The 26,379-nt window shown below is 48.2% G+C and carries 25 protein-coding genes and 2 tRNA genes; 14 read left to right on the plus strand and 13 right to left on the minus strand.

Annotated elements, in window-relative coordinates:
• Positions 1 to 2: 2 nt before the first annotated feature.
• The 8 genes from PHG53_07990 (at position 3) to PHG53_08025 (ending at position 9,818) form a co-directional block, all read left to right on the plus strand.
• On the plus strand, positions 3 to 950 hold the full coding sequence (locus tag PHG53_07990) for a DNA methyltransferase (protein ID MDD5381559.1): 948 nt from the start codon (positions 3 to 5) through the stop codon (positions 948 to 950).
• 11 nt (positions 951 to 961) lie between these two features.
• Positions 962 to 2,659 carry an apolipoprotein N-acyltransferase gene (lnt, locus tag PHG53_07995; GenBank protein MDD5381560.1) on the plus strand — a complete coding sequence of 566 codons (1,698 nt, stop codon included), beginning with the start codon at positions 962 to 964 and terminating at the stop codon, positions 2,657 to 2,659.
• Positions 2,656 to 3,684: a HEAT repeat domain-containing protein gene (locus PHG53_08000; GenBank protein MDD5381561.1), complete on the plus strand. Its 1,029-nt coding sequence runs from the start codon at positions 2,656 to 2,658 to the stop codon at positions 3,682 to 3,684. Before lnt ends, PHG53_08000 begins: the two co-directional genes overlap by 4 nt.
• A 203-nt stretch (positions 3,685 to 3,887) precedes the next feature.
• On the plus strand, positions 3,888 to 4,766 hold the full coding sequence (locus tag PHG53_08005) for a hypothetical protein (protein ID MDD5381562.1): 879 nt from the start codon (positions 3,888 to 3,890) through the stop codon (positions 4,764 to 4,766).
• Positions 4,767 to 5,048: 282 nt separating this feature from the next.
• Positions 5,049 to 6,098 carry a rod shape-determining protein gene (locus PHG53_08010; GenBank protein MDD5381563.1) on the plus strand — a complete coding sequence of 350 codons (1,050 nt, stop codon included), beginning with the start codon at positions 5,049 to 5,051 and terminating at the stop codon, positions 6,096 to 6,098.
• A 174-nt stretch (positions 6,099 to 6,272) separates the two neighbouring features.
• On the plus strand, positions 6,273 to 7,055 hold the full coding sequence (locus PHG53_08015) for a rod shape-determining protein MreC (protein ID MDD5381564.1): 783 nt from the start codon (positions 6,273 to 6,275) through the stop codon (positions 7,053 to 7,055).
• Positions 7,056 to 7,128: 73 nt separating this feature from the next.
• Positions 7,129 to 7,626 carry a rod shape-determining protein MreD gene (gene mreD, locus PHG53_08020; protein ID MDD5381565.1) on the plus strand — a complete coding sequence of 166 codons (498 nt, stop codon included), beginning with the start codon at positions 7,129 to 7,131 and terminating at the stop codon, positions 7,624 to 7,626.
• Positions 7,584 to 9,818 carry a penicillin-binding transpeptidase domain-containing protein gene (locus PHG53_08025; protein MDD5381566.1) on the plus strand — a complete coding sequence of 745 codons (2,235 nt, stop codon included), beginning with the start codon at positions 7,584 to 7,586 and terminating at the stop codon, positions 9,816 to 9,818. Before mreD ends, PHG53_08025 begins: the two co-directional genes overlap by 43 nt.
• On the opposite strand, the gene PHG53_08030 is transcribed toward PHG53_08025, so the two are convergent.
• The 6 genes from PHG53_08030 to PHG53_08055 form a co-directional block, all read right to left on the minus strand.
• Positions 9,815 to 11,512 carry a penicillin-binding protein 2 gene (locus PHG53_08030; protein ID MDD5381567.1) on the minus strand — a complete coding sequence of 566 codons (1,698 nt, stop codon included), beginning with the start codon at positions 11,510 to 11,512 and terminating at the stop codon, positions 9,815 to 9,817. The genes PHG53_08025 and PHG53_08030 overlap by 4 nt on opposite strands.
• Positions 11,513 to 11,756: 244 nt before the next feature.
• The gene (locus PHG53_08035; protein ID MDD5381568.1) at positions 11,757 to 12,599 is read right to left on the minus strand and encodes a LysM peptidoglycan-binding domain-containing protein; all 843 of its coding nucleotides are present in this window, start codon (positions 12,597 to 12,599) and stop codon (positions 11,757 to 11,759) included.
• A gap of 30 nt (positions 12,600 to 12,629) precedes the next feature.
• Complete coding sequence (gene rsmH / locus PHG53_08040; GenBank protein MDD5381569.1) at positions 12,630 to 13,574, minus strand: 16S rRNA (cytosine(1402)-N(4))-methyltransferase RsmH; 945 nt, start codon at positions 13,572 to 13,574, stop codon at positions 12,630 to 12,632.
• A gap of 12 nt (positions 13,575 to 13,586) precedes the next feature.
• Positions 13,587 to 13,796 (minus strand): hypothetical protein, encoded by a 210-nt coding sequence (locus tag PHG53_08045; protein MDD5381570.1) that lies wholly within the window; start codon positions 13,794 to 13,796, stop codon positions 13,587 to 13,589.
• A gap of 20 nt (positions 13,797 to 13,816) precedes the next feature.
• Complete coding sequence (locus PHG53_08050; GenBank protein MDD5381571.1) at positions 13,817 to 14,290, minus strand: hypothetical protein; 474 nt, start codon at positions 14,288 to 14,290, stop codon at positions 13,817 to 13,819.
• A 301-nt stretch (positions 14,291 to 14,591) separates the two neighbouring features.
• Positions 14,592 to 14,662: transfer RNA gene (locus tag PHG53_08055), tRNA-Gly, on the minus strand.
• An 88-nt stretch (positions 14,663 to 14,750) separates the two neighbouring features.
• Between PHG53_08055 and PHG53_08060 the strand changes: the two genes are divergently transcribed.
• The 6 genes from PHG53_08060 (at position 14,751) to PHG53_08085 (ending at position 19,723) form a co-directional block, all read left to right on the plus strand.
• Positions 14,751 to 16,043: a glutamate-5-semialdehyde dehydrogenase gene (locus PHG53_08060; protein ID MDD5381572.1), complete on the plus strand. Its 1,293-nt coding sequence runs from the start codon at positions 14,751 to 14,753 to the stop codon at positions 16,041 to 16,043.
• A gap of 7 nt (positions 16,044 to 16,050) precedes the next feature.
• Positions 16,051 to 17,151 (plus strand): glutamate 5-kinase, encoded by a 1,101-nt coding sequence (gene proB, locus PHG53_08065; GenBank protein MDD5381573.1) that lies wholly within the window; start codon positions 16,051 to 16,053, stop codon positions 17,149 to 17,151.
• Positions 17,152 to 17,242: 91 nt separating this feature from the next.
• Positions 17,243 to 18,052: a hypothetical protein gene (locus PHG53_08070; protein ID MDD5381574.1), complete on the plus strand. Its 810-nt coding sequence runs from the start codon at positions 17,243 to 17,245 to the stop codon at positions 18,050 to 18,052.
• Between the two features lie 56 nt (positions 18,053 to 18,108).
• Positions 18,109 to 18,192, plus strand: a tRNA-Leu gene (locus PHG53_08075).
• Between the two features lie 109 nt (positions 18,193 to 18,301).
• A complete protein-coding gene (locus tag PHG53_08080) occupies positions 18,302 to 19,039 on the plus strand; it encodes an isoprenylcysteine carboxylmethyltransferase family protein (protein ID MDD5381575.1) in 738 nt (245 codons plus the stop codon).
• 57 nt (positions 19,040 to 19,096) lie between these two features.
• Entirely contained in the window at positions 19,097 to 19,723 is a 627-nt protein-coding gene (locus PHG53_08085) for an isoprenylcysteine carboxylmethyltransferase family protein (protein MDD5381576.1), read from the plus strand.
• A gap of 21 nt (positions 19,724 to 19,744) precedes the next feature.
• On the opposite strand, the gene nifS is transcribed toward PHG53_08085, so the two are convergent.
• The 7 genes from nifS to PHG53_08120 are packed head-to-tail and all read right to left on the minus strand — an operon-like array spanning position 19,745 to position 26,344.
• Positions 19,745 to 20,905, minus strand: coding sequence for a cysteine desulfurase NifS (nifS, locus tag PHG53_08090; protein ID MDD5381577.1), 1,161 nt, complete (start codon positions 20,903 to 20,905; stop codon positions 19,745 to 19,747).
• A gap of 3 nt (positions 20,906 to 20,908) precedes the next feature.
• Positions 20,909 to 21,790, minus strand: a complete 882-nt coding sequence (nifU, locus tag PHG53_08095) for a Fe-S cluster assembly protein NifU (GenBank protein MDD5381578.1) — start codon at positions 21,788 to 21,790, stop codon at positions 20,909 to 20,911.
• Positions 21,791 to 21,795: 5 nt separating this feature from the next.
• Positions 21,796 to 23,085 carry a homocysteine synthase gene (locus PHG53_08100; protein MDD5381579.1) on the minus strand — a complete coding sequence of 430 codons (1,290 nt, stop codon included), beginning with the start codon at positions 23,083 to 23,085 and terminating at the stop codon, positions 21,796 to 21,798.
• A 4-nt stretch (positions 23,086 to 23,089) separates the two neighbouring features.
• Entirely contained in the window at positions 23,090 to 24,019 is a 930-nt protein-coding gene (gene nadA / locus PHG53_08105) for a quinolinate synthase NadA (protein MDD5381580.1), read from the minus strand.
• Between the two features lie 3 nt (positions 24,020 to 24,022).
• On the minus strand, positions 24,023 to 24,940 hold the full coding sequence (locus tag PHG53_08110; protein MDD5381581.1) for a serine O-acetyltransferase: 918 nt from the start codon (positions 24,938 to 24,940) through the stop codon (positions 24,023 to 24,025).
• Between the two features lie 30 nt (positions 24,941 to 24,970).
• The gene (cysK, locus tag PHG53_08115) at positions 24,971 to 25,891 is read right to left on the minus strand and encodes a cysteine synthase A (GenBank protein MDD5381582.1); all 921 of its coding nucleotides are present in this window, start codon (positions 25,889 to 25,891) and stop codon (positions 24,971 to 24,973) included.
• Positions 25,892 to 25,909: 18 nt separating this feature from the next.
• Positions 25,910 to 26,344 carry an Rrf2 family transcriptional regulator gene (locus PHG53_08120; protein ID MDD5381583.1) on the minus strand — a complete coding sequence of 145 codons (435 nt, stop codon included), beginning with the start codon at positions 26,342 to 26,344 and terminating at the stop codon, positions 25,910 to 25,912.
• Between the last annotated feature and the right edge of the window lie 35 nt (positions 26,345 to 26,379).

The following is a 26,379-nucleotide window of genomic DNA, read 5'->3' on the forward strand; positions in this document are numbered from 1 at the left end:
ATATGAACGCACTGCTTAACAAGATTATCTGCGGGGATTGTATAGAGATACTCGGCGAGGTCGGCGAGCCGTTTGCGGATTTGATATTCGCGGATCCGCCTTTTAATATCGGGTATAAATACGACAAATACTACGACAAGGTCAAAAGCAAAAATTACATCGCATGGACGAAAGAGTGGCTGGGCGTTTGCAAAAAGGTCCTGAAGCCATCTGGCTCGTTTTATATAGCCATCGGCGATGAATATGCGGCAAACGTGAAGGTGATAGCGGATGAGCTTGGGCTTTTTATGCGGAACTGGATAATATGGCATTACACATTCGGCCAGCAGACGAAGATGAAATTTGCCCGCGCGCACACGCATATTTTTTACTTTGTAAACGATAAGAAGAATTTTACCTTTAACGAACACGCGGTTCGCGTGCCTTCGGACAGGCAACTAATTTACGGAGACAAGCGCGCCAATCCGAAAGGCAAGATGCCGGACGATGTCTGGGGGGAATTCTCGCGCGTATGCGGGACATTCAAGGAACGGGAAGAATGGCATCCGTGCCAGATGCCGGAGAGTCTGCTGAAAAGAATCATAGCGGTAAGCAGCAATACAGGAGATTGCGTGCTGGACCCATTCAGCGGGTCAGGGACAACTTTGGCAGCGGCGAAACAATTAGGCAGAAATTACGCCGGCGTGGAAATATCCGAAGAGTATGTTGAAAAGACAAAAAAACGTTTAGCTCAATTAGGAAAGCAACATTGCGGGAATGAGTCTCTGAAACCAACGGAGATGGCTGAATTTAAACGGCTTGTCAGTGAGACGACGATACCTGTCAGGGAGATTGCCGGCGACAAAAACCTTCTGGTTCTATTTACAAATCAATTTTCCGTGAGGATGAACAACGGCAGGCGCTATAAGACAGAAGAGATAGCGACGGTTTTAAGGGATTCGGCCGATTGAAGAATACAGGGATGAAGAAAAATTTGCTGATTTTACTGGTGATTGCCAGCAGTGCGGCGATGCTGACGGTGATACAGGCACCGTTTAGCTTGTCGTTTCTGGCGTGGTTTGCGCTGGTGCCGTTTATTATGGCGTGCTCGCCTGAGGTAAAAGCTTGGCGGTTATTTCTTACGGCTTACTTAGTTGCGCTTTGCTATTGGCTTGGGAACATTTACTGGATGTACCAGGTAACGCCGGGGGGGTGGATTGCGTTTTGTATGTACACAGGGCTACTTTGGCCTATAATGGCGGTTTGCCTGCGGTATTGCCGGGGAAAAAAGATACCGTTATTTTTAGCTGTGCCGGTTTTGATTGTCGGGGCTGAGCATTTTCAGGGGTTTTTATTAGGGGGCTTTTTCTGGCGGTTTTTGGCACACAGCCAATACGCCAATATCACGCTCATTCAAATAGCTGACATATTCGGCGCAGCGGGCGTTTCGTTTCTGATAGCAATGGTCAACGGGTTAGCGGCAGAACTGATAATCGCCGCCGAAGAGAAAAAGATTTTTAAAATCGGTAATCTCCTGAAAGCCGCTTTGGTAGGCGGTGCGTTGGCCGGCGCTGTTATCTACGGGCGATACAGAATAAACGAATCGGACAAATACATCAAAGCGGGACCTCTGGTCGCGGCGGTGCAGACAACCGTTCCGCAATCTGTCAAGAAATCGCATCAGTCGTCGGAGGAAATACTCGACGGGCTGCTGAAAAACAGCAGGGCAAGTATCGAAGCAGGCACGGAACTAGTGGTCTGGCCTGAGACAATGGTGCAGGCAACGCTGGACAAGAGGATACTAAATCGTATAACCGATGAATACGACTGTAAAACGGTCGATAAAATTTTGAGAGAACATTCGAAGGGAAAAGTTTTTGTGCTCGCAGGGGCATACGGGGGCACATTAAAAATTGGGGACGATTTCACCTTTGATTTAGCTGAAAGGTATAACTCGGCATTTCTGTATAAACCCGACGGCACGGCGGCGGATGAACAATACAGCAAGATTCATTTAGTCGCCTTCGGGGAGTATATACCCTTCAAGAAAAGTTTTCCGCCGCTTTATAATCTGCTGATGAAATTTACGCCGTACGACTACGATTATACGCTGGACGCAGGGAGCGAATACACTGTTTTCGAAATGACCGGCAAAGAAAAGCAGGTGTATAAATTCAGCGTGATGATTTGTTATGAGGATGCGGTGCCTGCGATTGCGAGGAGATTTGCAATAGACGAAAAAGGCGGAAAGAACATCGACTGGCTCGTCAATATAAGCAACGACGGGTGGTTCGTGCGATTTGCAAATGGTAAAATTTCTCCGAGCACCGAATTGGGCCAGCACGCAGCCATTTGCGTATTCAGGGCCGTTGAAAACAGACTTGCGGTGGTGCGGAGTGTTAATACAGGGATAAGCTGTTTAATCGATACGGTCGGCCGTATACGAAATGGTTATATCGCAGGGACTTTGCCGCATCAGGCGATGGCGAGGACAGGTATGGCAGGCTGGTTTGCCGATAGAGTGCCGATAGATAAAAGAAGCACATTTTTCAGCCGATACGGGCAATGGCTGGATTTTTGTTGCGCGGTCTGCTTTGTTTTGCTAATGATAATGCCGTCTTTGGGACGATTTCTTTTTAGAGAAGGACAAAAAAACAAGAATAGAAAGGCAAAAGGATGAAAATCGCAAGAACACTTACGGCTTATGCAGTTATAACTTTCGCAGTATTTACCTTGGGCTGTAATGAATCCTTACGGAAGGAAACATACCCCCCTGCCGGCGGCTCGATAAGCGAGCTTTTGCCTGAAGCAAACAAAATTATCCAGGAAAGTTTAAGCGACAGTGATCCGCTAATCAGGGCCAATACCATTGAAATTATCGCAGATACCAAACAAAGCAAACTGATGCCCAGGGTGCAGCGGCTGTTAGAAGACGATTTTGTGCCGGTCAGATTTGCAGCGGCCTTGGCCGTAGGAGATTTACAATACTCTCTTGCGGAAAACTCAGTAAAACGATTGCTGAAAGATAACGATGAAAACGTCAGGATTGCGGCCGACTATGCGACGAGCAAACTTGGGACAGGCAGCGGTTTTAGTCTTGTTCGCCAAACGGTAGCCAGCAGCGACCAAACAGTCAGAGCCAACGCCGCTCTTTTATTGGGCAAAAGCGGCGACAAGAACTCGCTGAAATGGCTGTGGTGGACGCTGCAAAACAAAGATTCCGATTACAAAGCGAGATTTAATGCGGCAGAAGCCATAGCAAGACTCGGCGACGAACGGATAGACGAGAAGTTATTGGCGATGCTTATAAGCACTTATGCCGACGACAGAGTTATGGGTATCAAGGCAATGGGTGCGCTTGGGACTGAAAAAGCCAAAAATTTTCTGATAACCAAACTCGACGACGATGTGCTTGAGGTCCGGCTCGCCGCAGCCGAGCAGCTCGGTATGCTCGGGGAAACCATAGGGGAGGCCGAGGTTCTCAAAGTTTTTACGAAAGATCTCACAGCCGGGATGAATGAAGAGGAGCTCGAACGCGTCAATATGTTGACAGCCCTGGCGATAGGGCAAATCCGGACGGCATCTGTGACAAAATTTTTACCTCAACTTTTGAAAGATGAGTCGAAACTTGTCCGTATTGCTGCAGCCAAAGCCGTTATTCAATGCACAATAAAGGACCGAAACGCCAAAAAGGCCTCCTATTAATTACCCGTATTAATCCCCTATTGCCCTATTTTAACCGCCTACAGAGGGCTAATTTGTGCTATTTACCAATAAGGGAATGCAAAAATAGCTTGACTTTTTCGGACCTGAAACGTAAAATTATTCAACTGCAGGGTATATCAGCACGATATACAATCTGTGGCTGCAACACGTAATTTTAAGAAGAATAGTGAAAGGGTTTAATCTTGAGTACGCTCACTAAGATTTTGATAGTTTTGTTGACGTTATCTTCCATTTTCCTTTGCGGTATTGTTGTAACTTATGTAGCCAATGCTGACAATTACAGGCAAAAATACGACGCCATAAAGACCGATAAGGACAGCTTAAGCAAAAAGGTCGAAGACTTGACCAAACAGGTCAACGAAAGCATCGAGCAGAAAAAGCAAACGGAAAGCAGACTTGGTGACGAAATCGCTTCACTGACTGCAAAAAAGGATGAATTGCAAACCAGCCTCGACAACGCTGAAAGAGAGAAAGCAGCCCTGCTTCAAAAAGTAAACAGCTGGACAAGCATCACAAAAGATTTCTACGAAACCAACGATAAACAGGGACAGTTACTGAAAAACACCCTCGAGGAGCTGAGTAAAACTCAAACAGAACAAGTCCGTCAGCGCAAAGAGCTGGATGAAACCACGAAGGTTCTTCAGGAAAAGATGGCGATAATAGAAACGCTGCAGGCAGAAAATAAACGCATAGTGGAAGAAAAGACGGGGTTACAAAACAAGGTAAACCAGTTCTTACAGCCTGTCGGCAAAACCGCCGCGTCCACTATGCCGGTTACACCAAGAACCGAGGCGGCCCGACCTGTTGAGATTGAAACTGAAGCAAGGGACATCGCCCTGCAGGGATTGGTAACGGCGGTGGATTTAAGAAATTCTATGGCGACCATATCCATAGGAACAGCAGACGGGGTCAAAGAAGGTATGAGATTCCACGTGACCCGCGGCAATATGTTTCTCTGTGATCTGCTTATTGTGGATGCAGACGTAAAAGCAGCCGTCGGGGTAATGGAGCTTGTACAGCAGCAGCCAAATGTCGGCGATACCGTATCTACTAATTTATAAACTTACCTGTAATCTGTAAGGGAAAACCCTTCATACTATATGAGGTTAAGATATGAGTCCTGATGGGCAAAGCGGTGGTGGAAAAGCAGTAACGTCCAATAATCTCTACACTATTATCCTCGCCTTAGCATTTTGTGCAGTTTTGGCCACTGCGATACTGGTTACCTACAAATGCTACTTCCAATACGGCACATTTTTTAAAATTCCGTAGCCGAGATTGACTATTGACAAACCGGCCTTTAGTATATACAAATAGTCTATCTATTAAGAAGGGACTCGAAAGTGCTACTGGACACAATCTTAGGCTGGTTTAGCATGGATATGGGCATTGACCTGGGCACATGCACTACCCTGGTCTGTGTCCGCGATAAAGGTATTGTCCTCAATGAACCCTCCGTAGTAGCCGTCCGCAAAGGCACCAATATCGTTCTAAATAACGGCGAAGCCGTCGGTTTGGTTGCGCGCGAAATGCTGGGCAAAACACCCGGCTCAATCAGCGCAATAAGACCTCTGAAAGACGGAGTAATCAGCGATTTCGAAATCACCGAGGCAATGCTGAGTTATTTTATCAGGAAAGTTCACGGCAGAGGCGGCCTAATCAGACCCCGAGTTGTGATAGCCGTGCCAAGCGGGATAACAGCGGTAGAACGGCGGGCTGTCATAGACAGCGCCGAACGTGCAGGCGCCCGAAAGGTTTATCTGGTTAAGGAGCCGATGGCAGCAGCCATCGGAGCCGGGCTTCCCATTACCGACCCGACGGCCTCTATGATAGTCGACACCGGCGGCGGGACAACGGAAGTTGCCATAATAAGCCTGGCGGACATCGCAACCTGCGAATCAATCCGCGTCGGCGGCGACGATATGGACGAAGCGGTGATTAATCATCTCAAAAAGACCTACAACCTGCTCATCGGCGAACCAAGGGCAGAAAAAGTGAAGATACAAATCGGTTCTGCTGCTCCGCTGGAAGAGGAACTGACAATGGAGGTAGCAGGCAGAGACACAATTTCGGGGCTGCCGAGAAAAATCGTCGTAACAAGCGAGGAAATCCGCGAGGCTCTTCGGGAACCCATCGCTGCAATCATAGACGCAGTTACGACGACGTTAGAGAAGGTCGAGCCGGAACTGGCTGCCGATTTGATAGAAAACGGCGTGCATCTCTGTGGAGGCGGGTCACTGCTGCGGGGAATGGATACCATCCTGGCAAATGCGACCGGCCTGAAGGTTGAAAGAGTCGAGGACCCACTAAGCTGTGTGGCCCGCGGTACCAGCGTATACCTGGAAAACCTGGAATTGTGGAAGGATACGATGGACCATAACGAGTACAGGTAAGGATGCCTGTGCTGCGCAGTATAAGCAGCCCGCTGAGGCGGGCGGAGGAAGGTCGGCGGAGCGAGCAACATCTGATATCGCAGAAACAACCGACCAATAAATATGGCAAGGCGGCAAATCAGAATCTGGGTTCCCAAATATAATAAAAGGCATTTGGAGTACCCCTCCAGAGGAATGTTATTCACATGGTTTATGTTAGCAGGATTTATCTTTCTGCTGGGGCCGCAGAACCTGACAAATAAATTTCAGTTCGCTTTTGCTCACCTTTTCCGCTGGCCTTTAAGCATCGGCAGAACCATGACCCTTTCGGCACGTACGCAGCCGCAGCTCACAGACGTTGTCAACCGCAGAACATACGACCAGCTCCAAAATCATCTTGCTAACCTTACAGAGGAGCTGAATCAGGAACACCAAAAGGTCGAGGAGCTGTCGAGGATGCGCAACAGGCATCCATTGGAAGGCGCCGCCCTGGTGCTCGCCGATGTAATCACAGCCTCTGCCGAGGGGCTTATTATCAACCGCGGCCAGGACGACGGCCTGCAAAAAGGCCAATTTGTGCTTGGCGACAACAGTATCATCGGGACCATATCCGATGTTTCATCGCGCACCGCCAAGGTTGAGCTGATTACAGAAACCACATCCAATATGGCGGCAGAGATAAACGGATTAAAAACGGTAATCCGGGGCAACGGCAAGAACTCGGCCAAGGTCCAACTGGTTTCGATAAAGCACAAAATCAAAATCGGAGACAATGTTTACGCCTGTAAAAAGCCGGGACTGCTGGACGCCCCGATGATTATAGGAACGGTGGCTCAATGTAAAGCGGCCGATGAAAATCCGATGCTGTGGGACATAACGGTAAAACCTTCCTGTGATATACGGAAACTTACCGAGGCAGCAGTGATTATAATGAATCCCGCCCCTGCCGCAGGGGCGAGGATGAATCCGCAAAAGTAACCTATGGTTTCATTCTGCAATACACTGCGAAATAAGGATTTCCGCCCAAGGCGGATAAAAGTGAGGACATAAAATGCGTTGGCTTCGGTTTGCAGCTTTTATCTGTTTAGTCACCGTGCTGCAAGCAGGTCTGGTCAATATAATTGCCATCAGCCGTTTGGGTATCAAACCTGATTTGCTGTTAATCCTTATGGTTTTCTTTTCCCTCTACTGTAATCAGCAGGAGGCAATTATAACATCCTTCACAATAGGTTTCGCCGCTGATATTATTGGTTCTGCAATGGGTCCTCAAATAATCAGCTTTGGTCTTTTCGGGACGCTGCTGTCATACCTGCACGGTGTTGTCATTATTAAAAAAATGCCTTATCAGTCGCTCGTGATATTCATCAGCAGTATTCTGACCGGTGTGATAGCTTATTTTTTAACGCTTCTTAAGGGCCAGCCGGCAACGGCCAATGCATTTACGGTTATTTTCGGGACGTCCGTGTATTCGAGCATTGTGGGGCCATTTTTGTTCTTGCCAGCAGCGTGGCTGATGCGTATAAAGACACATCGCACCGGGCAGCATTAAATTCGTATCCGGTGGACCGTAAAGCGTATCTCGAAAAGATACGAGATGCGAAAGGCAAGATGCAAAATACTACTTACAACAAGCAAATTAAAATCTTTATAATATTAGTCGCATTTTGTCTGTTTGTCCTGCTGCTTCGGCTGGTACAAATGCAGCTGGTGTCCAAATCGTTTTATCTTGATAAAATCACAAAACTAAGGCTTCAAAAAAGCCGCAGCCGGCAATTTAAAACTGTCAGAGGCACAATACTCGACAGGAACGGCAAAGTATTGGCCGTCGACGAACCGCAATTTCAACTGTATGTAAATTACGGCCTTACCTGTTTTATGGATGACCGCGTCAGGGAAGGTTACCTGTTAAACAAAAAAGACGATGCAGACGCCTCGGCCAAAATACGGAAAAAGCTGGACGACGGTCTGGCGGATTTGGACCTGATAATCAGCAAATGTGCTCAGCTCGGAGGGGTCAAACCAACAGAAGTAGAAACTCAAATACAAAAAATAAATGATTTTGTCTGGAAGCGGCGCGCGTTTCAGGCATGGCGGAACAATTTTCCGAACTCGGAAGTCTTCGAAAGATATGAAAATATAATCAGCATCCCGGATTATATCGCGGCAGCCGATTTCGAGAAAAAGGAGCCAAACTCAGCCGAACGGCTTCGACTTATCAGCAAAGTTGATATTGCCGAGATGCACAAGAGCTGGCCGTTAGTGAAGTTAAAAACCGACGACGATATCTTTACCGCGCAGCTGGAGTTTTCAGATATTGACGGCGTTCAAATTCTGGCAAAAGGAGAAAGAGTATACCCCTTCGGCTCAGTCGCCGCCCAAACAATAGGCTGGGTAGGCCCTGCGACACAACAGGAAGACAGGCAGCTCTTCTCAGATGATAACCTGTCGAGATATCTTGAAGGTGAAGTTTGCGGACGAGAGGACGGCGTCGAGTACGTCTGCGAACCTGTTCTCCGCGGCAGACGCGGTAAAGCCGTCTATGACATAGACCGCGAGCTGATAGATGAAACCAAAGCACAGCTCGGCGAGGATGTTTCATTAACATTAGACATAGAGCTTCAGCAAAAAATAGAAAAACTCATAACCAACTGCAATAGCAACAAAAATTGCCTGGCGCCGACAGCGGCCGTCGTAATCGATGTCGCAAGCGGAGAAATCTTAGCACTTGTTTCAACACCCGTTTTTGACCTGAACCGCATCAGGCCAGACTATACCCGCATGGCCAACGACCCCAACGGGCCGCTGCGAAACCGGGCAATAAACAAGCAGTACCCGCCCGGCTCAGCAGTAAAGCCTGTGATTCTGATAGCTGGTCTCGAATCCGGCAGAATCACCCCTGACGAGGTCATACACTGCCGGGCCGAGAAAGCACCGAGAGGCTGGCCGAACTGCTTGATATACAATAGATACCGTTCCGGCCACGACGATATGTGGCAGAACAAAGCTCGCAACGCCATCAAAGGCAGCTGCAACGTCTATTTTTCCCGGCTCGCAGACAGAATCGAGCCGGAGGTTTTGCAGCAATGGCTGTCGGCATTCGGGTACGGCCGCGTCTCGCCGCTCGTCCTCGCCCCTCCCAGAGGGGCGGGACTCGCGCAGACTGGTGATGGGGACGAAGCGCGAGATTTAAGACAGGTATCGGGCCAAATATCGACAATCCCGGTAGAAGGCACAAACCCCGCTTTCGAGCAGTTACTGCCGATTGCAAAAAGCGAAAGAAGATACTTCGGCATAGGACAGGGAAATCTGCGAGTCACGCCGCTGCAGGCGGCAAACGCAATGGCGGCTATCGCCCGAGGCGGAATCTTCAAACAGCCGAGACTGTTTATGGATATTCGAAATTCGGATGAAATTAATCTCAGAATTTCAGCGGAGACCTTATATACCGTTTATGATGGTATGTATGCCGTGGTTAACGAACCCCATGGAACAGCTTATAAAGAATTCGTCTACGCCGGCCTTGCCGAGCAGGATGCGAAAGTTTACGGCAAGACCGGCTCAACACAGGCCCCGGAAACTGCCTGGTTCTCCGGTTTCGCCGTAGATGGAAAGGGAAGGAAATTAGCGGTCGCGGTATTAGTCGAAGGCGGCCAGCACGGCTCAAGCGACGCTGCGCCGCTGGCGCGTGACATCATCCAGTTCTGCATCGAAGCCGGATATCTCGGCCAAACTTCAAATTAGAGCGGATGTTTTTCGAGGTAAGTGAGGGTTTTTTCAAGTATCCTGCCGACGACGGGCGAGGCAACGGCCCCGCCGGTATAACCTTTGCCGAGCGAAATTTTAGGCTTTCGCACCGAAACTAAAACGAGCACTTTCGGGTCCTCGGCCGGTGCTCCGCCTATGAATGAAGCGATATAATCGGTCTTCGAATATCCCCGCCGATTGCTGTTGGCGATGTTGGCGGTTCCGCTCTTGCCGAATACCTGCCATTTTTCGAGTCTGGCGGGCTTACCTGTCCCCTGGTTAACCACGCCGACCATAGCATCGGTAACGACCCACTTTGCGACCTCGGGCTTAATGACGACCCCCGCGGACGGCTCCGGCTGTTTGTTCTCAATAATTTTGCCGTCGTTATCCACCATTGCCAGGACAAGGAACGGCCGAACCGAATGTCCGCCGTTGGAAAGTATGCAGAAAGCCTGAATCAGCTGAAGCGCAGTTACTGAAATTTCCTGACCGAAAGGTATTCGAGTTACACTATATCCGGTCCAGCCCGAAAGCGGCGGCAGGAATCCCGGCGCCTCGCCCGGCAACTCGATGCCTGTTTCCTGCCCGAAGCCGAAACGTTTCATTCCGCTGTGGAGCCCGATTTTGCCGAGTTTTTGTCCGATTTTGGCCATTCCTATATTGCTGGAAACAGTCAGAATCTCGCTTACCGTCAGGCTGCCATACCTGTGCCCGCCGTATTCGCCGATTTTTCCGAAGCCCTTGCCGTGATAGTTTCCCTCCTCGCAGTATATTTTTTCATTCTGATTAACAACACCTGCATCGACCGCCATCGCAGCAACAATCGGCTTTAAGATACTGCCGGGTTCGAACTGGTCGGTTATGGCGCGGTTGCGGAAATGGTCAACAGGAGTTGACCCAATGTTATTAGGGTCAAAATCAGGCAGCGAAACAAGCGCCAGAATCGCCCCCGTTTTTGCATCAGCCACAACCGCTATAGCCGCTTCGGCCTGGTAGGCGTGGTATTGCTTTATCAATTCGGCACGTGCAAACTGCTGAATGGTGGCATCGATGGTCAAAATAATGCCGACGCCGTCACTGACAACGCTATCCTGCTGTTTCAGCCGGATAGGTCTGCGGGCCGCATCGGCAAAAAAAATGTTCTGTCCCGGCGAACCGCCGAGCTCTTTGTTGTATTGTAACTCGATGCCGCCTAATCCCTGATTGTCAGCGCTTGTAAAACCGACAACATGTGCGGCCAGGGAACCGACCGGATACTGCCTTCGCCAATCCGACTGAACACCGATACCATAAATTTTAGCGGCCGCTTTACACTGGTCTGCGTCGGCGCCAACTCTGATTTTCGCAAAGCCCGGATTTTTACTGTCGGTGATAAGCCTGCAGATTTCGTGTGCGCCCACATCAAGTATCGGAGCGAGTCTGACGGAGGCATCCTTTGGGTCTTTTATAACTCTCGGCTCAGCAAAAACGGTCTGGACTCTGTTGCTCGCGGCAAGCATCCTTCCCCGGCAATCGAGAATCACGCCTCGCTGAGGCATTTGGACTATGCGCCCCTGCTGCTGCCTAGTGCAGGCGGCAATATAATCGCCGCTTTTGAAATACTGCAGATAAAAGCACCGCCCCGCAAGTGACAAAAATGCCACTATCAAAAAAATAAAGAAGAAAATGATGATTCGGACATTTTTCAATTTTTCAATTGCCTGATTTATTGGCGTCGAGACGGTGCGAAACAGCGGCGGGACTTATTAAATTTTCCAGCCGAAGCTGCTTTTGCCAAAGCTGCTGTTTCAGCCGATTCTGTTCGGCTGTGCACACACAAATTTTATAGAAAGTGCGGTTGTCAGCGTTACGGAGATAAATGGTAAGAATTAAGGCAGCCGTAAAACAAAAAACAACAAAAACAAAGCAAAACCAAGACCTCATTGCGTAACCTTACCGAGCCGGCAATTTCAAATTCATCCCAACGAAAAGATTATCCTCGCTGTCTAAAACACCGGCGTTCAGCTCTGCTATCTCGCTGCAGCGGCTTCCACTGCCAAGCTGGTCGGCGGCAATCTGCCATAAACTGTCGCCTTCACGCACAACGTAGCTGCTGTTTTGTTCCGCCGGGCTGCTATTAGCCAAAAGATGTCTATCACCGATGGATTCGACCTTAGTAAATTCCGTCCCGGAAAGGACGTTCACAATCCTGTCTTTATCCGGCGCCGAAGCCACCAGCGGCGGTATGACAAGCTTTTGCCCGACACTGAGTTCGTCGGGTGATTTCAATTGTTTGCGATTGGCCTTGAATATCCTGGTGATGTTTATTAGTTTGTTGCCTTGTCTGGAACCGTAAAATTTTCTGGCTATGCTGGCGAGGCTGTCGCCTTTACTGACGACATAGATTTTTGAAAGCAGTGTTTCATCCGATTCGGCCTTCGGACTTTCGTCTATTGCCGCCACTGCCTGCGCCGCAACAGCAATCGCCTGCTCCGCCGCGGTCTCTTTTATGATTGAGGTGTTTTCCGCCGCCGTCATTGCAGGAATAATATCCTGATTGCCTGCGGAAGGCAGTTCAACCTGCGCCGGCTTTTGTTCTACCGATTCTCTCATATTAATGACCCCGCGCTCCTTGGCTGCGATGGCAGGCAGATTGTTCTGCGACCTAACCATTTTGGTGGTCAGCTCATTATTATTTCCGCTTTCGTGAAAGCTCGGCAGCCCGTTAATTACAAGTGCGATTATGAATATAAAAACCAAACCTAACAGCAACCCAATCTTGGCGTCGGAAGCCATAATGAAACTCCTTTTTCCTTTTTTAGTATCTTACGACTTTTGGGCAATTCTTAACTTTGCGCTTCTTGCTCTCGCGTTTTCTGATATTTCCTGCCGCGACGGCACAATCGGCTTTTTTGTGACGTCGGAGTAAATATTATCCTTTTTATTCTGCTTAAAACTATTCTTAACTAATCTGTCTTCCAAACTATGATAACTAATGACAGCTACCTGTCCATCTTTCTTTAACAGTCCCGGCACCGAACCAAGCAGCTTCTCCAGGTTTCCCAGCTCATTGTTTACTGCTATTCGCAGGGCCTGAAAGGTTCTGGTTGCCGGATGTATTTTTGTCTTTCCTTTCCCCGCCGGCCTGTTAAGCGCCTTGCAAATTACCGCTGCCAGCTGGCCGGTTGTAGTTATCGGCCGGCCCTGACGATGATTTACGATAAACCGCGCTATCCGCCTTGAGGCCCTGTCCTGGCCAAACCCGTAAATCAAATCGGCCAAGTCTTTTTCATCCGTCTTATTAACTATATCGGCAGCGGTGGTCTTTAATCTTTCGTCGATTCTCATATCAAGGGGCGAATCTATCTGGAAACTCAGCCCCATCCTGGCGCCAGCCAGCTGCGACGAGCAGAGACCCAAATCAGCCAATATAAAATCGATCTTTTCTATACCCTGTTCGGAAAGCTGCTCACCAATCTGGGAAAAATTAGCGCGAATCAAAATAACCCTGCAAACAAGGTTCTTTAATCTTAAATGGGCCCTTCGGATAGAATCTTTATCGACATCCAGGCCAATGAGAACTCCCTCAGGGCCCAATCTTGAGCCGAACAGAAGACTATGACCTCCTTGTCCTATGGTCGCATCGACCATCACTCCATCCGTGGGCAAATGTATCCGTTCGGCCAACGTTCCTGCAAGAACCGGAATATGCGAAACTACCGAACTATTCACTTCTAAATCTGCAAACCCCATATAGGGTCTGGCTTCCATTATTTGTTGATTTCAACCTACGGCCACGGCATTTCTGCAGGTCTTAAGCTTCTTAACTGCCGACGAAAATTTAATACAGGAAAAGGCCTTATCGAGCTTCTTCAGCCGTTCCAGCCGTTCGGAAAGAATTTCCAGCGAGGCAAGGGTTTGTTCGTCAACCGCCCTTTCACCGGTAAGCCCCTGTTCAACAATCTGACAATGATTCAAATCCATTCCAATCATTTTTGCCTCCACCTAATAAGTTAAAGTTCCTTGCTTTCTTTCTGCAAGACAACCTGCCTTGCCTGCGACATCTGTTTCTGATATTGAGCCATATTGTCCGTAAGATATTGCTCCCAGTTTTCGCTGTTCCATAGCTCGATGTGGTCTCTGACGCCAACGAGCGTTACCTGGTCTTTCAGGCCCGCCCTTTTTCTCAATCTTTCGTTCAAAAGCAAACGTCCCTGATTATCGAGCTCTACCTTGCTGGCCAATGCGAAACTTATCCGCTCGAACGCCACAGTTTCATCAGGTGCAGCAGTGCCGGGCGCAATCGCAAGGGCAATCCGCTCGAAATATCTCTCTGGATATAAACAAAGTATGCCGTTGGCGCCGAGGACGAGATAAAAATTGCTGCCGTGCTCATCGGCATCAATCTGGCTTCTGAGCTTGTTGGATATGAGCACTCTGCTCTTGCCGTCGATTACGTGTTCATATTCGCCTGTTAACAAAAGCATGGCATTTATCCCACTGAGACAATTAACAATGGGAAATGCTACCACTTCTTACCACTTTGTCAACACGTAAAATTATTTTTCCTGGAATTTTTGTGAAATTTTATTATAGGACTATACTTGAAAAACTCGTAATTCCTTTATTAAAATGCGTTTAGGAAAAAAATCGGCCCTGTGTTTGAACTAAATGTTATTTAAGCGTTTTTCACAGGTTTCTCTGTGACTTTATTGCTCTGGTTCACAAAGCCAAAAACTGCGGAATTATTAAGGTGCCGAATACTTGGGAAAAAGTAGGTATAAAAAAAGCGGGTGATGGGAATCGAACCCACATGACCAGCTTGGAAGGCTGGAGCTTTACCACTAAGCTACACCCGCATGTTTTATTTACTATTTACTATTTTCTGTTTATTATTTAATATCCGTCTATAAATTGTAAATAATCAATAACCAATAGTCAATCATTATGAGTATAGCAGATATAGCAAAACAGGCCAAGAAAGCCTCAATTCAATTAGCAGCGGTCAAAAGCAGCGTTAAAAATGCCGCATTAGCAGAGATTGCCAGGGCTCTGAAGCAAAACACCGATGAAATCATCTCCGCCAACAAGATAGACTTATCTGACGCTGAGAAAAATAAGCTCTCCCCTGCCCTGTTGAAACGATTGAAGTTCGACGAAAATAAAATAGCTGACGTCATCGCCGGGATTGAGAGCCTGATTAAGTTAGATGACCCGGTCAGCAAAACCTTATCAGCCACCGAGCTTGATAAAGGGCTGGAGCTTTACAAAGTCAGCTGTCCGATTGGAGTCATCGGAGTTATCTTCGAATCCCGGCCCGATGCGCTTGTGCAAATCTCCACGCTCTGCCTGAAAAGCGGCAATGCAGTCCTGCTCAAAGGCGGAAGCGAGGCAGCCAATACAAATAAGATTCTGGCGAAAGTTATCGCCGAAGCTACATCGGTTCTGCCAAATGGCTGGATTCAGCTGCTTGAAACCCGGCAAGATGTAGCCGAGATGCTCAAGATGGATGAGGACATCGACCTGATTATACCTCGCGGCTCGAACGAATTCGTCCGCTACATAATGGACAACACCAATATCCCTGTTCTCGGCCACGCCGATGGTATCTGTCACGTCTATGTCGATGGTGATGCCGATTCGGATATGGCTGTTAATATCGTCATTGACTCAAAGTGTCAGTACATCGCTGTCTGCAATGCCGCTGAGACCCTGCTGGTCGATGGTAAGATTGCTAAAGAGTTTCTGCCAAAAGTAAAAACTGCTTTAGAAGAAAAAGGCGTTGAGCTTCGCGGCTGTGAAAAAACACGTTCAATCATCAAGGTCAAAGCCGCCGCGGAGAAGGACTGGTCAACAGAGTACCTCGATTATATTATCTCGATAAAAGTTGTGGATGGCGTCGATGAGGCGATCGAGCATATAAATCGTTATAGCTCACGCCATACCGATACCATAGTTACCGCCGATGAGGAAAATGCCAAAAAATTTATGGACTTAGTCGATTCCGCAAATGTGTTCTGGAACGCCAGCACGAGATTCAGTGACGGCTACCGCTACGGCTTAGGCGCCGAGGTAGGCATAAGCACCAACAAAATCCACGCCCGCGGCCCCGTCGGCCTCGAAGGACTTGTGATTTACAAATGGAAACTCCTCGGCTCAGGCCAGATTGTCGCAGATTACTCAGGCAGCAAAGAAAAGAAATTTACGCATAAAAACCTTAACAAAAACTGCGAGCTATAATAATTAGATGAGAGACTTCAGCAAAACAAAACGGGTAGTCATAAAAATCGGGACAAATACCCTGACCAAAGACAGCGGCATCGACGCCGATTATGTCGGCCGGGTCGCCGAGCAGGTCGATGCGCTGTTGAAGACGGGGAAACAGGTAGTTGTTATCACTTCCGGGGCTATCGGGATGGGAGCGGGACAACTGAAACTGACCGACAGGGTAAAAGACATAAAGCTGCGCCAGGCCTGTGCTGCCATAGGACAACCCCTGCTGATGGCCGAATACCGAAAGGCTTTTGAAGAGTTCCACATTACCGTCGCCCAGGTCTTGCTCACCGCAGACGTGCTCGACAACAGAAAGACATATCTGAATCTTCGCCATTCCATCGAGACACTGCTGAAACTGGGAGTAGTACCTATTCTGAATGAAAACGACAGCATAAGCACCGACGAAATCGGCTCTGCCTTCGGCGACAATGACAAATTATGCGCACTTGTCGCAAGCAAGCTCGACGCCGATGTGCTGATTATGCTCAGTGACATCGATGCCCTTTACGACAAGGACCCACGCAAGTTCGACGATGCAAAACCCGTCAAGGCGGTCTTCGAAATTACAGACCAGATTATAAAAAGCGCCGGCAGCCGCGGCAGCAAATTCGCCACCGGCGGAATGAAAAGCAAGATTGAAGCCGCGAAAATCGCCGCAAACGCCGGCTGCAGGATAGTTTTAGCCGACGGCAGAACCGAAAATGTCATCAGCCGAATTATCACCGGCGAGGAAATCGGCACGGTCTTTATGCCTAAAAGAAAATTGAGCAACCGCGCAAGATGGATTCTAAACAGCTCCGCCGCAGGCGTAATCAACATCGACGAAGGGGCAATGAAAGCTGTTAAGAACCGTAAGAGCTTATTGCCAAGCGGAGTAACATCCATTGAAGGCTCATTCGAAGCCGGGGACGTTATTATGCTTAACGACAAAGCCAAAGCAGTGACAAATTTGAGCAGCGCCCAGCTAAAATCCCTTGCGGGCAAACACAGTTCCGAGATTCGCAAAATCCTCGGCCCGAAACACAGGGACGTGGTAGCAATTCCGGAAGACATTGTGTTCGTGGATTATTAATTTACCGCGGAGTTAACCGGGCAAGGCGATTATTTGCGGGAGGCCAGGCCAAATCGTGATAAGGTTTAAGTGTATATATTGCGGGCAAAGGATGCTGGCGCAAGAGGATGGACGCGGCAAGAAAGGCAAATGCCCCAAGTGTAATCATCTGGTGGTTGTCCCCCAGACAACCAAAGGCAGGCCGGCTATCAGCTCCGACATTCCGGAGCCGCTGCAGCAGGTAATGGAGTCGGTTGCCACATTAAGCACTGCACAGGGTTCGCCCGATGATATAGCTGAGGTCTACAGGGAAAAAGCCGGATGGTTTATTCCCACATACGATGAGTTGTCGCTGTTTCTGATGGCGGTGACGTTCATCCTGCTTGGCGCCGCCAACGCCACAATGCGAGAGCAGATATATAAATGGATAAAAGGAATTCATGACTTCCGGGTGTATCTTTTATCTGCGGTTTTTCTGGGAGGCTTAGTTCTCAGTCTATACCACGTTTTCACTGCAAAGGAAAAAACTGATCATGAAAAGATGGTTATGCTGTTCTTCGCAGTGGTGGCAAATGCGGGCACGGGCATCATATCCGGATGGTATGTGTTAAAAAACAACGACGTTAACAACTGGCAGCTTGTCTTCCCGATATGGAACATAATCAACGGTGCTCTGCTGCTGTTGATGCTGCGCCTCAGGATTATCGATGAAAAGTGTATCAGCGACCGTGATGCCACAGCCGTTCAGATTATTCTCGGCCTGATAGCAGTCCTTATTATTTTCATACTCTGCAACTACGTCTTCAAACTGTATTGGGCCATCACTTTTTCAATATGCCTCATCTATGCAACCAGCTTCGACAGGGCGCTTCAAAGCGTCTTTCCCGGTTTATCGAGCCAAAGCAGCGAACCAATATCCTGATGTTTTACAATTGACGATTCCCTTCGAATAATCGATAATAAACAGGCAATTTACGGGCCGAAGTGGCGGAACTGGCAGACGCGCAGGATTCAAAATCCTGTCCTGGCAACAGGGTGAGGGTTCAATTCCCTCCTTCGGCAGTGCAATTTAATGTACAGCGTTTAGCGTATAGTGTATAAGGATTAAAAAACAAAAACGTATGCCGGTAACACATTGACAGTTCGCCGACACGTATCGGAAAAATATTTGATGCTTCTGAAAGAAAAATTAGAATCCACTGGGAATTTTTTATTCAAGTGGAGAAGTTTCCTGCCGCTGCTTACGATAGGCCTCTTCCTGATTGTGATGAGACAGTCTTCACACCATAGAAATGAACATTATCCGGACATGCTGTGGGACGGCATCTGCTTTGGTGTTTCACTATTTGGGTTGGCAATCCGGGTCTTTACCGTAGGTTTCGTCCCCAAAGGAACATCCGGCAGGACAACAGGCAATCCAAAAGCGAGCACCCTGAATACTACGGGGATGTATTCGGTAATCAGACATCCATTGTACTTAGGCAATTTCTTCGTATGGCTCGGCGTTTCGATGTTCCCTCATTCACTGGTTCTTGTTATATCGCTTATTTTACTCTTTTCTTTATACTATTGGCTGATAACCCTCGCAGAGGAAAAAATTCTTCGCGAAAAGTTCGGCAATACATTCGCTGAATGGGCACACAGAACGCCATTATTGTTCCCCCGATTCAGAAACTGGCAGAAAGCAGCTTTGCCGTTTTCGCTGAAGACTGTGCTCAAAAGAGAATACACTACACTCTTTGCTATAATAACTATATTTACTTGCCTGGAAATAGGAAAAGATTTTTTCTATTCAGACAAACTGGTATTTGACCCGGTTTGGGTATCGTTATTTTTGACAGGATTGTGCTTATACATAATAGTTCGGACACTGAAAAAGAAAGGTGTCCTTAACGTGGAAGGAAGATAACGCGTAACCTTATTTGAAAGGTTCTCGGAGGAGAGGGTCAGTTCCAAGGATTGGTATATGGGCATACAGAAAAACGGCTTGCTATTCAAGATTGCACGCCAGCGAATAACAGTTTCCCGCATCTTCGCTGTTCTGGTTCTGCTGCTGATACTTTTTACGGCAAGCTCATTCAGCCAGGACAGCTTGACAGATACGCTCCTTGAAATGTCTGGTTTATTCCTGCTCACGATTTGCAGCATCGGCAGATTGTGGGCATTATTGTACATAAGCGGCTACAAAAAACTTGAGCTTATCACGGAAGGCCCTTACTCGATTGTGCGGCACCCCTTGTATGTTTTCAGTCTCATAGGAGCAATCGGCATCGGATTAGCATCGGAAAACATCCTTGTCCTTGCGGTGCTGATTATTTTCTATCTGCTGTATTATCCTCTGACAATTATTGTAGAGGAAAAGAAACTGGTGGACAAATTCGATCAGGGGTATCTCGATTACATAAAACGCACACCGCGGTTCATACCTAAATTTTCGCTGTATAAGGGCAGCGTGCAATATCAAATAAACACGGATGTTTTCGTAAGGAAACTGGTGTTTGGAATGTGGTTTATCTGGATTTTTATTATTCTGCACATTATAGAAATGCTCCAGCAAAGCGGCCACATACCAGTGATTCTGAAGGTGCCGTAGGCAGAGTTTTTTTGCCGACATTTATTTTTTGACCACAAAAGGCGACAACTCGCGCAGACGTTTGACTATTTCGGGCATTTTTTCGATTGTGTAGTCAACTTCTTCTTCGGTGTTGTATCGGCTTAAGCTAAAACGGATTGAGCCGTGGGCCGCGGTGAAGGGAACGCCCATAGCACGCAAAACGTGTGAAGGCTCGAGCGAGCCGGATGTGCAGGCCGAGCCGCTGGATGCGCAAATGCCGAATTTATCGAGCATAAGCAAAATCGCTTCGCCTTCGATAAATTCGAAACTGATATTACTCGTGTTCGGCAGACGATTTTCGGTATCGCCGTTGACCATACAATCGGGACATTTCTTGAGAATTTCCTTTTCGAGCTTATCTCGCAGCTTCTTAACCTTTTTATTTTCCTCATCGAAATTCTGCATAGCCAGTTCGCAGGCCTTGCCCAATCCGATTATGCCGGGGACGTTCTCGGTGCCGGCCCTTCGACCGCCCTCCTGATGGCCGCCCAACATAAAAGGCGCAAGCCGCGTCCCTTTTCTGACATAGAGTATTCCGACCCCCTTGGGTGCGTGCAGCTTATGACCCGATATGCTGAGCAAATCGATGCTGCTTTTTGCAAGGTTAATTGGAATCTTGCCGACCGCCTGAACAGCATCGGTGTGAAAGACGATGCCCTTGCTCTTTACCATCTCGGCGATTTTCTCAATAGGAAATATCTCGCCAGTTTCATTATTGGCATACATAATCGTTACGATAGCAGTGTCTTCGGTAAGCTGCTCTTCCAATTGTTCGATGTTGAGCCTGCCTTTCCTATCGACAGGTATCTCCACAACAGTATAGCCGTGGTTCTCAAGCTCGCGGCAGACCTGAAGAACGGCTGGATGTTCGACGCGGGTGGTTATTACCTTGCGCTTATCGGGATAGGCGGCAAGTGTTCCCTTGATTGCGGTGTTGTCGCTTTCGGTGCCGCAGCCGGTGAATATAATTTCAGACGGGTCGCAACCGAGAAGTGCCGCCGTCTTTTCGCGCGCCTCGCGGATTTTAATGCCGACCTGCCCGCCGAAGGTATGCATGCTCGAAGGATTGCCGTAAAGTTCGCAGAAATACGGCTTAATCTCTTCCAATACCTCATCAGCAACTTTTGTCGTGGCATTGTTGTCAAAATATATAGTCTTCATTGCTTAACCCCTGTGATTGTGCGGCTGTTGCGTCGAATCCTTGTCTTCCTCGACAAAAAGGTCTTTGGAAACAAATTCTCTTAATTTAGCTTCGACCACATCCTTCATTGTAAATTCCGTTAGCTTACATTGGGCGCACATACCTCGAAATCCGACTATTACCTTATTTCCTTCAACGTCTATCAGCTCGATATCACCGCCGTCTGCACGCAAGGTGGGCCGGATTTGCTCATTGATTGTCTGCTGAATCATTTGTATCTTCTGGATATTCGTCAACCTGCCGGCCCATTTCGGCGGTGCTTCGATGACACGCCCTGCTTTATCGCCCTGGATGCGCTCGATGATTTTTTCTATTTCGCCCTTGCACCCGCCGCAGCCGCCGCCTGCTTTGCAGTAATTTGTTACCTGTTCAACCGTCGTCAGGTCATTGTCGCGTATGACCCTTTCGATTTCATTTTCGGTAACGCCAAAACAGGTGCAGACAACTCTTCCTTCAAGCTCGTGTTTCTTTTTGCTGCCGCCCCGGTAGTTTTCAATGGCAGCTTCGAGTGCTTCTCTGCCCATAACCGAGCAGTGCATCTTCTGCTCAGGAAGCCCGCCTAAATAATCTGCGATATCTTTATTGGTGATTTTAGCGGCTTCTTCCAGAGTCAATCCTTTCATCATATCGGTCAATACCGACGACGTTGCAATTGCGCTTGCGCAGCCGAAGGTCTTGAACTTTGCTTCAGCGATTCTGCCGTTTTTATCGAGCTTGAACGTTAGCTTCAGTGCGTCTCCGCAGGCCAGTGACCCAACCTCGCCGACGCCGTCGGGATTTTCCACTTCTCCGACATTGTGCGGATTGAAAAAATGGTCTTTAACCTTGTCCGTATATTCCCACATAATTTTTACCCTTGGCTTAATTTCAGAGCATTTTCGAAATCGGCAATTATATCATCGATGTGCTCGGTTCCGACCGAAACACGAATATAATCTTCAGTTACCCCGGCCGCAAGCTGCTCGGCCTCTGTCAACTGCTGATGCGTCGTGCTGGCCGGGTGAATCACAAGCGTTTTGCTGTCGCCGATATTGGCGAGGTGGCTGGCAAGTTTTACACTATTGATGAACTTAATGCCGGCCTTCTTGCCGCCTTTAATACCAAAACCCAGTATCGCGCTCTGACCATTGGGCATATATTTTTTCGCAAGCGCGTAATCCGGGTGCGATTGGAGGCCGGGATAATTGACCCAACTCACCGATTTATGCTTTTCGAGCCATTGTGCAAGTTTAAGCGCATTTTCAGAATGCCGCGGCATACGAAGATGCAGCGTTTCCAAGCCCTGCAAAAACAAAAACGCGTTGAACGGCGACATGCAACTGCCCATATCTCGCAAGAACTGAACTCTGGCCTTGATTATATAAGCCAGTTCACCTAACGATTCGACATATTTTATGCCGTGATAACTCGGGTCCGGCTCGGTAAGCTCCGGATATCTGCCGTTTGCCCAATTGAATTTACCCGAATCGACAATTGCCCCGCCGATGCTCGTGCCGTGTCCGCCGATAAATTTCGTGCAGCTGTGAACAACAATATCAATGCCGTACTCAATCGGCCTGAACAGCATCGGAGTCGCAACGGTATTGTCGCAAATCACCGGCATACCGTTATCGTGCGCAATTTCAGCTATTTTTTCGTACTGCAGAATATCATTTTTAGGATTGCCGATACTCTCTATGTAAATCAGTCTCGTGTTTTTTCTGACCGCCTTTGCAAAGTTCTCCGGTTTTTTAGGGTCAACAAATGTTACATCAATACCCAGCTTTTTAAATGTCTGGCCAAAAAGCGTAACTGTTCCGCCGTAGAGCGAGCTCGAAGCTGCGATATGCCCGCCCGCGCCGCAGATATTAAATATGCTCACGTAGATTGCCGACTGGCCCGAGCTTAACGCCAAACCACCCACTCCCCCTTCCAGCGCAGCCAGACGTTTCTCCAATACATCCGTCGTAGGATTCATCAGGCGCGTATAGATATTTCCGAACTCTTTGAGCGAAAACAGGTTCGCCGCGTGAGAACTGTCTTTGAATACGTAGCTGGACGTCTGATAAATCGGCACCGCCCGGCTGAGCGTATCCGAATCGACCTTCTGACCTGCGTGCAAAGCGAGGGTTTCAAGGTGATATTTAGTTTCTTTGTTCATCTGTTCAATCTTTCCCAACTTTTAAAGGTAAAATTTCTACCATTTTATCGAGCGCCTTCTTTGCTTTTATCCTTATTTCTTCCGGCACCGTAATTTTATACTGCATATCCTCAAGCGACCATGCCACTTTTTCCAAAGTAATCTTTTTCATATTAGGGCAAATCGCCCTGTCACTGGCCGCAATAAATTCAGCTTTTGGATTCTGCTTTTTCAAAGGATGTATCATCCCTGTCTCGGTGGCTACTATAAAATATTTTGCAGGGCTCTTCTTGACAAATTCGAGCATCTGACCGGTGCTGAACAATTCATCGGCAAGGTCTTTGACTGCCTCCGAACATTCCGGGTGCACCATTACAATCGCATCGGGGTATCTCGCTTTCGCACTTTTAATATCCTCCTGGGTTATAAATACATGTGTTGTGCAATAGCCAGGCCATAACACAATATCCCTGCCGGTTCTTTCGGCAACAAACCGGCCGAGATGCTGGTCAGGCACAAAAATAATTTGTTTTTCCTGCGGTATGGAATTAACCACCTCAACCGCATTAGAGCTGGTGCAGCAATAATCGCTTTGAGCCTTGACCTCTGCGGAACTGTTCACATAACAAACAACCGCCGCATCATGATGCTTCTGTTTCAACTCGCTCAATTGCTCCGCGGTTATCATATCCGCCATAGGACAGCCGGCAAGCTTGTCCGGCAAAAGCACGGTTTTCCCCGGCGAAAGAATAGCGGCGGTCTCGGCCATAAACTTTACGCCGCAAAATACGATTACCTGCGCATCGGTCTGCGCCGCTTTTATACTCAGGCCCAGAGAATCGCCGCAAAAATCAGCTATATCCTGAATCTCTGCCGGCTGATAATTGTGTGCAAGTATCACGGCCTTGCGCTCGGCCTTTAACCGTTTGATTTTTTCAAGCAATTGCTCGCTCATATTTTATGTCTTGTGTTTTGTATAAACCAGGTCCGCTTTCGGCGTCGTAACGGCAACACCGGCCGGCACCGACTCTTTTATCCAGACATTGCCGCCGATTACCGCATCCTTCCCGATGACCACGTCGCCGAGTATCGTCGCCTCGGCATAAATTACCACGTTGTCCTCTATCGTCGGATGTCTCTTACCGCCCTTTATTATCCCCCCCCTCTCATCCTTGGGAAAACTCAGCGCCCCAAGCGTAACGCCCTGATAAATTTTCACATTCTTCCCTATTATCGTAGTTTCGCCTATTACGACGCCGGTACCGTGGTCGATAAAAAAGTTTTTGCCTATCTTCGCGCCTGGGTGTATATCGATGCCGGTCCTTGCGTGCGCGCATTCGGTCATTATGCGGGGAATCAGCGGAACGCCTTGCAGGTATAACTCGTGCGCAATGCGGTACGTCGCTATCGCTATAATGCACGGATAACTTATCACAATCTCCTCGTAAGACTTCGCGGCGGGGTCGCCGTCGTAGGCGGCGCCGACATCGCCCTTGAGCATTTCTCTAATCTCCGGCAGCCGAGTTAATAAATGTTCGGCTGCGTCCTCTGCCGTCGCCCGGCAGTCGCCGGTGTCGCACTTCTCCATTCTGCAGCGGTATTTATAAGCCCGCTCTATTTGCTCGGAAAGCTCCGTATAAACGTGATACAAAATATCGATGACAACGTAATTGACGTTAGATTTTGTAATTGTTCTTTTGCCTGTGTAGCCGGGAAAGAGCAGCTCTGTAAATAAATCAAGAATCTCCACAATCTTGTCCCGCACGGGCAGATTAGAGGCCTCGATAAAATTTATGCCCGAATCGCCCTGGAACGTGCGGGTGATTTCACCGACTAAATTTTCTATTTTCTCGCTGTTAAACCTGTTCTTTCCCATTGTCAGACCCTCTCGAAAAGCAAAAGCCTCTTACTTGAACATTTCTGTAGAAATATATCTTTCCCCGGTATCGGGCAAAATCACCACTATCGTCTTACCTTCATTTTCCGGTCTCTGTGAAACCTGGATTGCCGCCCACAACGCGGCCCCTGAGCTTATCCCGCCCAGTATTCCCTCTTTCACCGCCAGTTGGCGGGCCATTTCAATCGCGTCACCATTGGAAACCTGGATAATCTCATCGATTATCTTGACGTTCAATACCTCCGGTACAAAACCGGCCCCGATGCCTTGTATCTTATGCGGGCCCGGCTTGCCGCCGGAAAGCACTGGCGAATCTTTCGGCTCCACTGCAATGACCTTCAGGTCCTTGTTGTGCTTTTTTAATACCTCACCGCATCCGGTTACCGTACCTCCGGTCCCGACGCCGGCGACAAAAACATCAACCTTGCCGCCGGTATCCGCCCAAATCTCCTGGGCCGTCGTTTCCCTGTGAATCTGCGGATTTGCAGGGTTCTTAAATTGCTGCGGCATAAAAGCATTGGGATTTCCAGCAGCGAGCCGCTCAGCCTCCTGAATCGCGCCGGTCATTCCGCGCTCCGCGGGAGTCAGAACAATCTCTGCGCCAAATACTTCTAACAGCTTCCTTCTCTCGATGCTCATAGACTCCGGCATAGTCAGTATCAAATGGTATCCCTTTGCAGCACAAATGAAAGCAAGCCCTATGCCGGTATTGCCGCTGGTCGGTTCAATTATAACGGTTTCCGCTTTTATCAGCCCTTTCTCTTCCGCCGCCTCTATCATCGCCAGGGCAATCCTGTCTTTGATGCTTCCGCACGGATTAGATGATTCAAGCTTGGCCAAAATAGTAGCTTTACCCGAGCCGAGCTTATTGATTTGCACCAAAGGGGTAAACCCGACAGTCGCGGTTATATCTTCGAATATAGCGCTCATAATTTGTCCTTCATTTGTCTATATTTGATAACTTAAGGTCCTTTTGTCTTTTGTCCTGTCAACCAAATCCTGCAAAGTCACCGATTGCAGGACGCTCGTAATTGCCTGCTGCACCTCTGCCCAGACCTGCCTTGCTACGCAATCAGCAACTCTCGTACAGTAATTTCCATTTTCAAGACATTCGACGGTGGTCACAGGGCCTTCGAGAACGTTAAAAATATCACTAAGTTTAACCTGATTTGCCGGCTTAGCAAGAATATAACCGCCTTTGGCGCCCCTGATACTTCTTACAAATCCTGCCGATTTGAGTATGGCCATTAACTGTTCGAGATATTTAAGAGATATTCCCTGCCGACGTGCAATCACCTTAATCTGCATAGGCCCCTTGTTCTGGTTCCCAGCCAGTTCTATTACAGCCCTTACTCCATATCTTGTCCGAGTCGAAAGTTTCATAACCTATTCCCTATTATTCCTACCATATTAGTAGT

The organism is Phycisphaerae bacterium, assembly GCA_028714855.1.
GTDB lineage: Bacteria > Planctomycetota > Phycisphaerae > Sedimentisphaerales > Anaerobacaceae > CAIYOL01.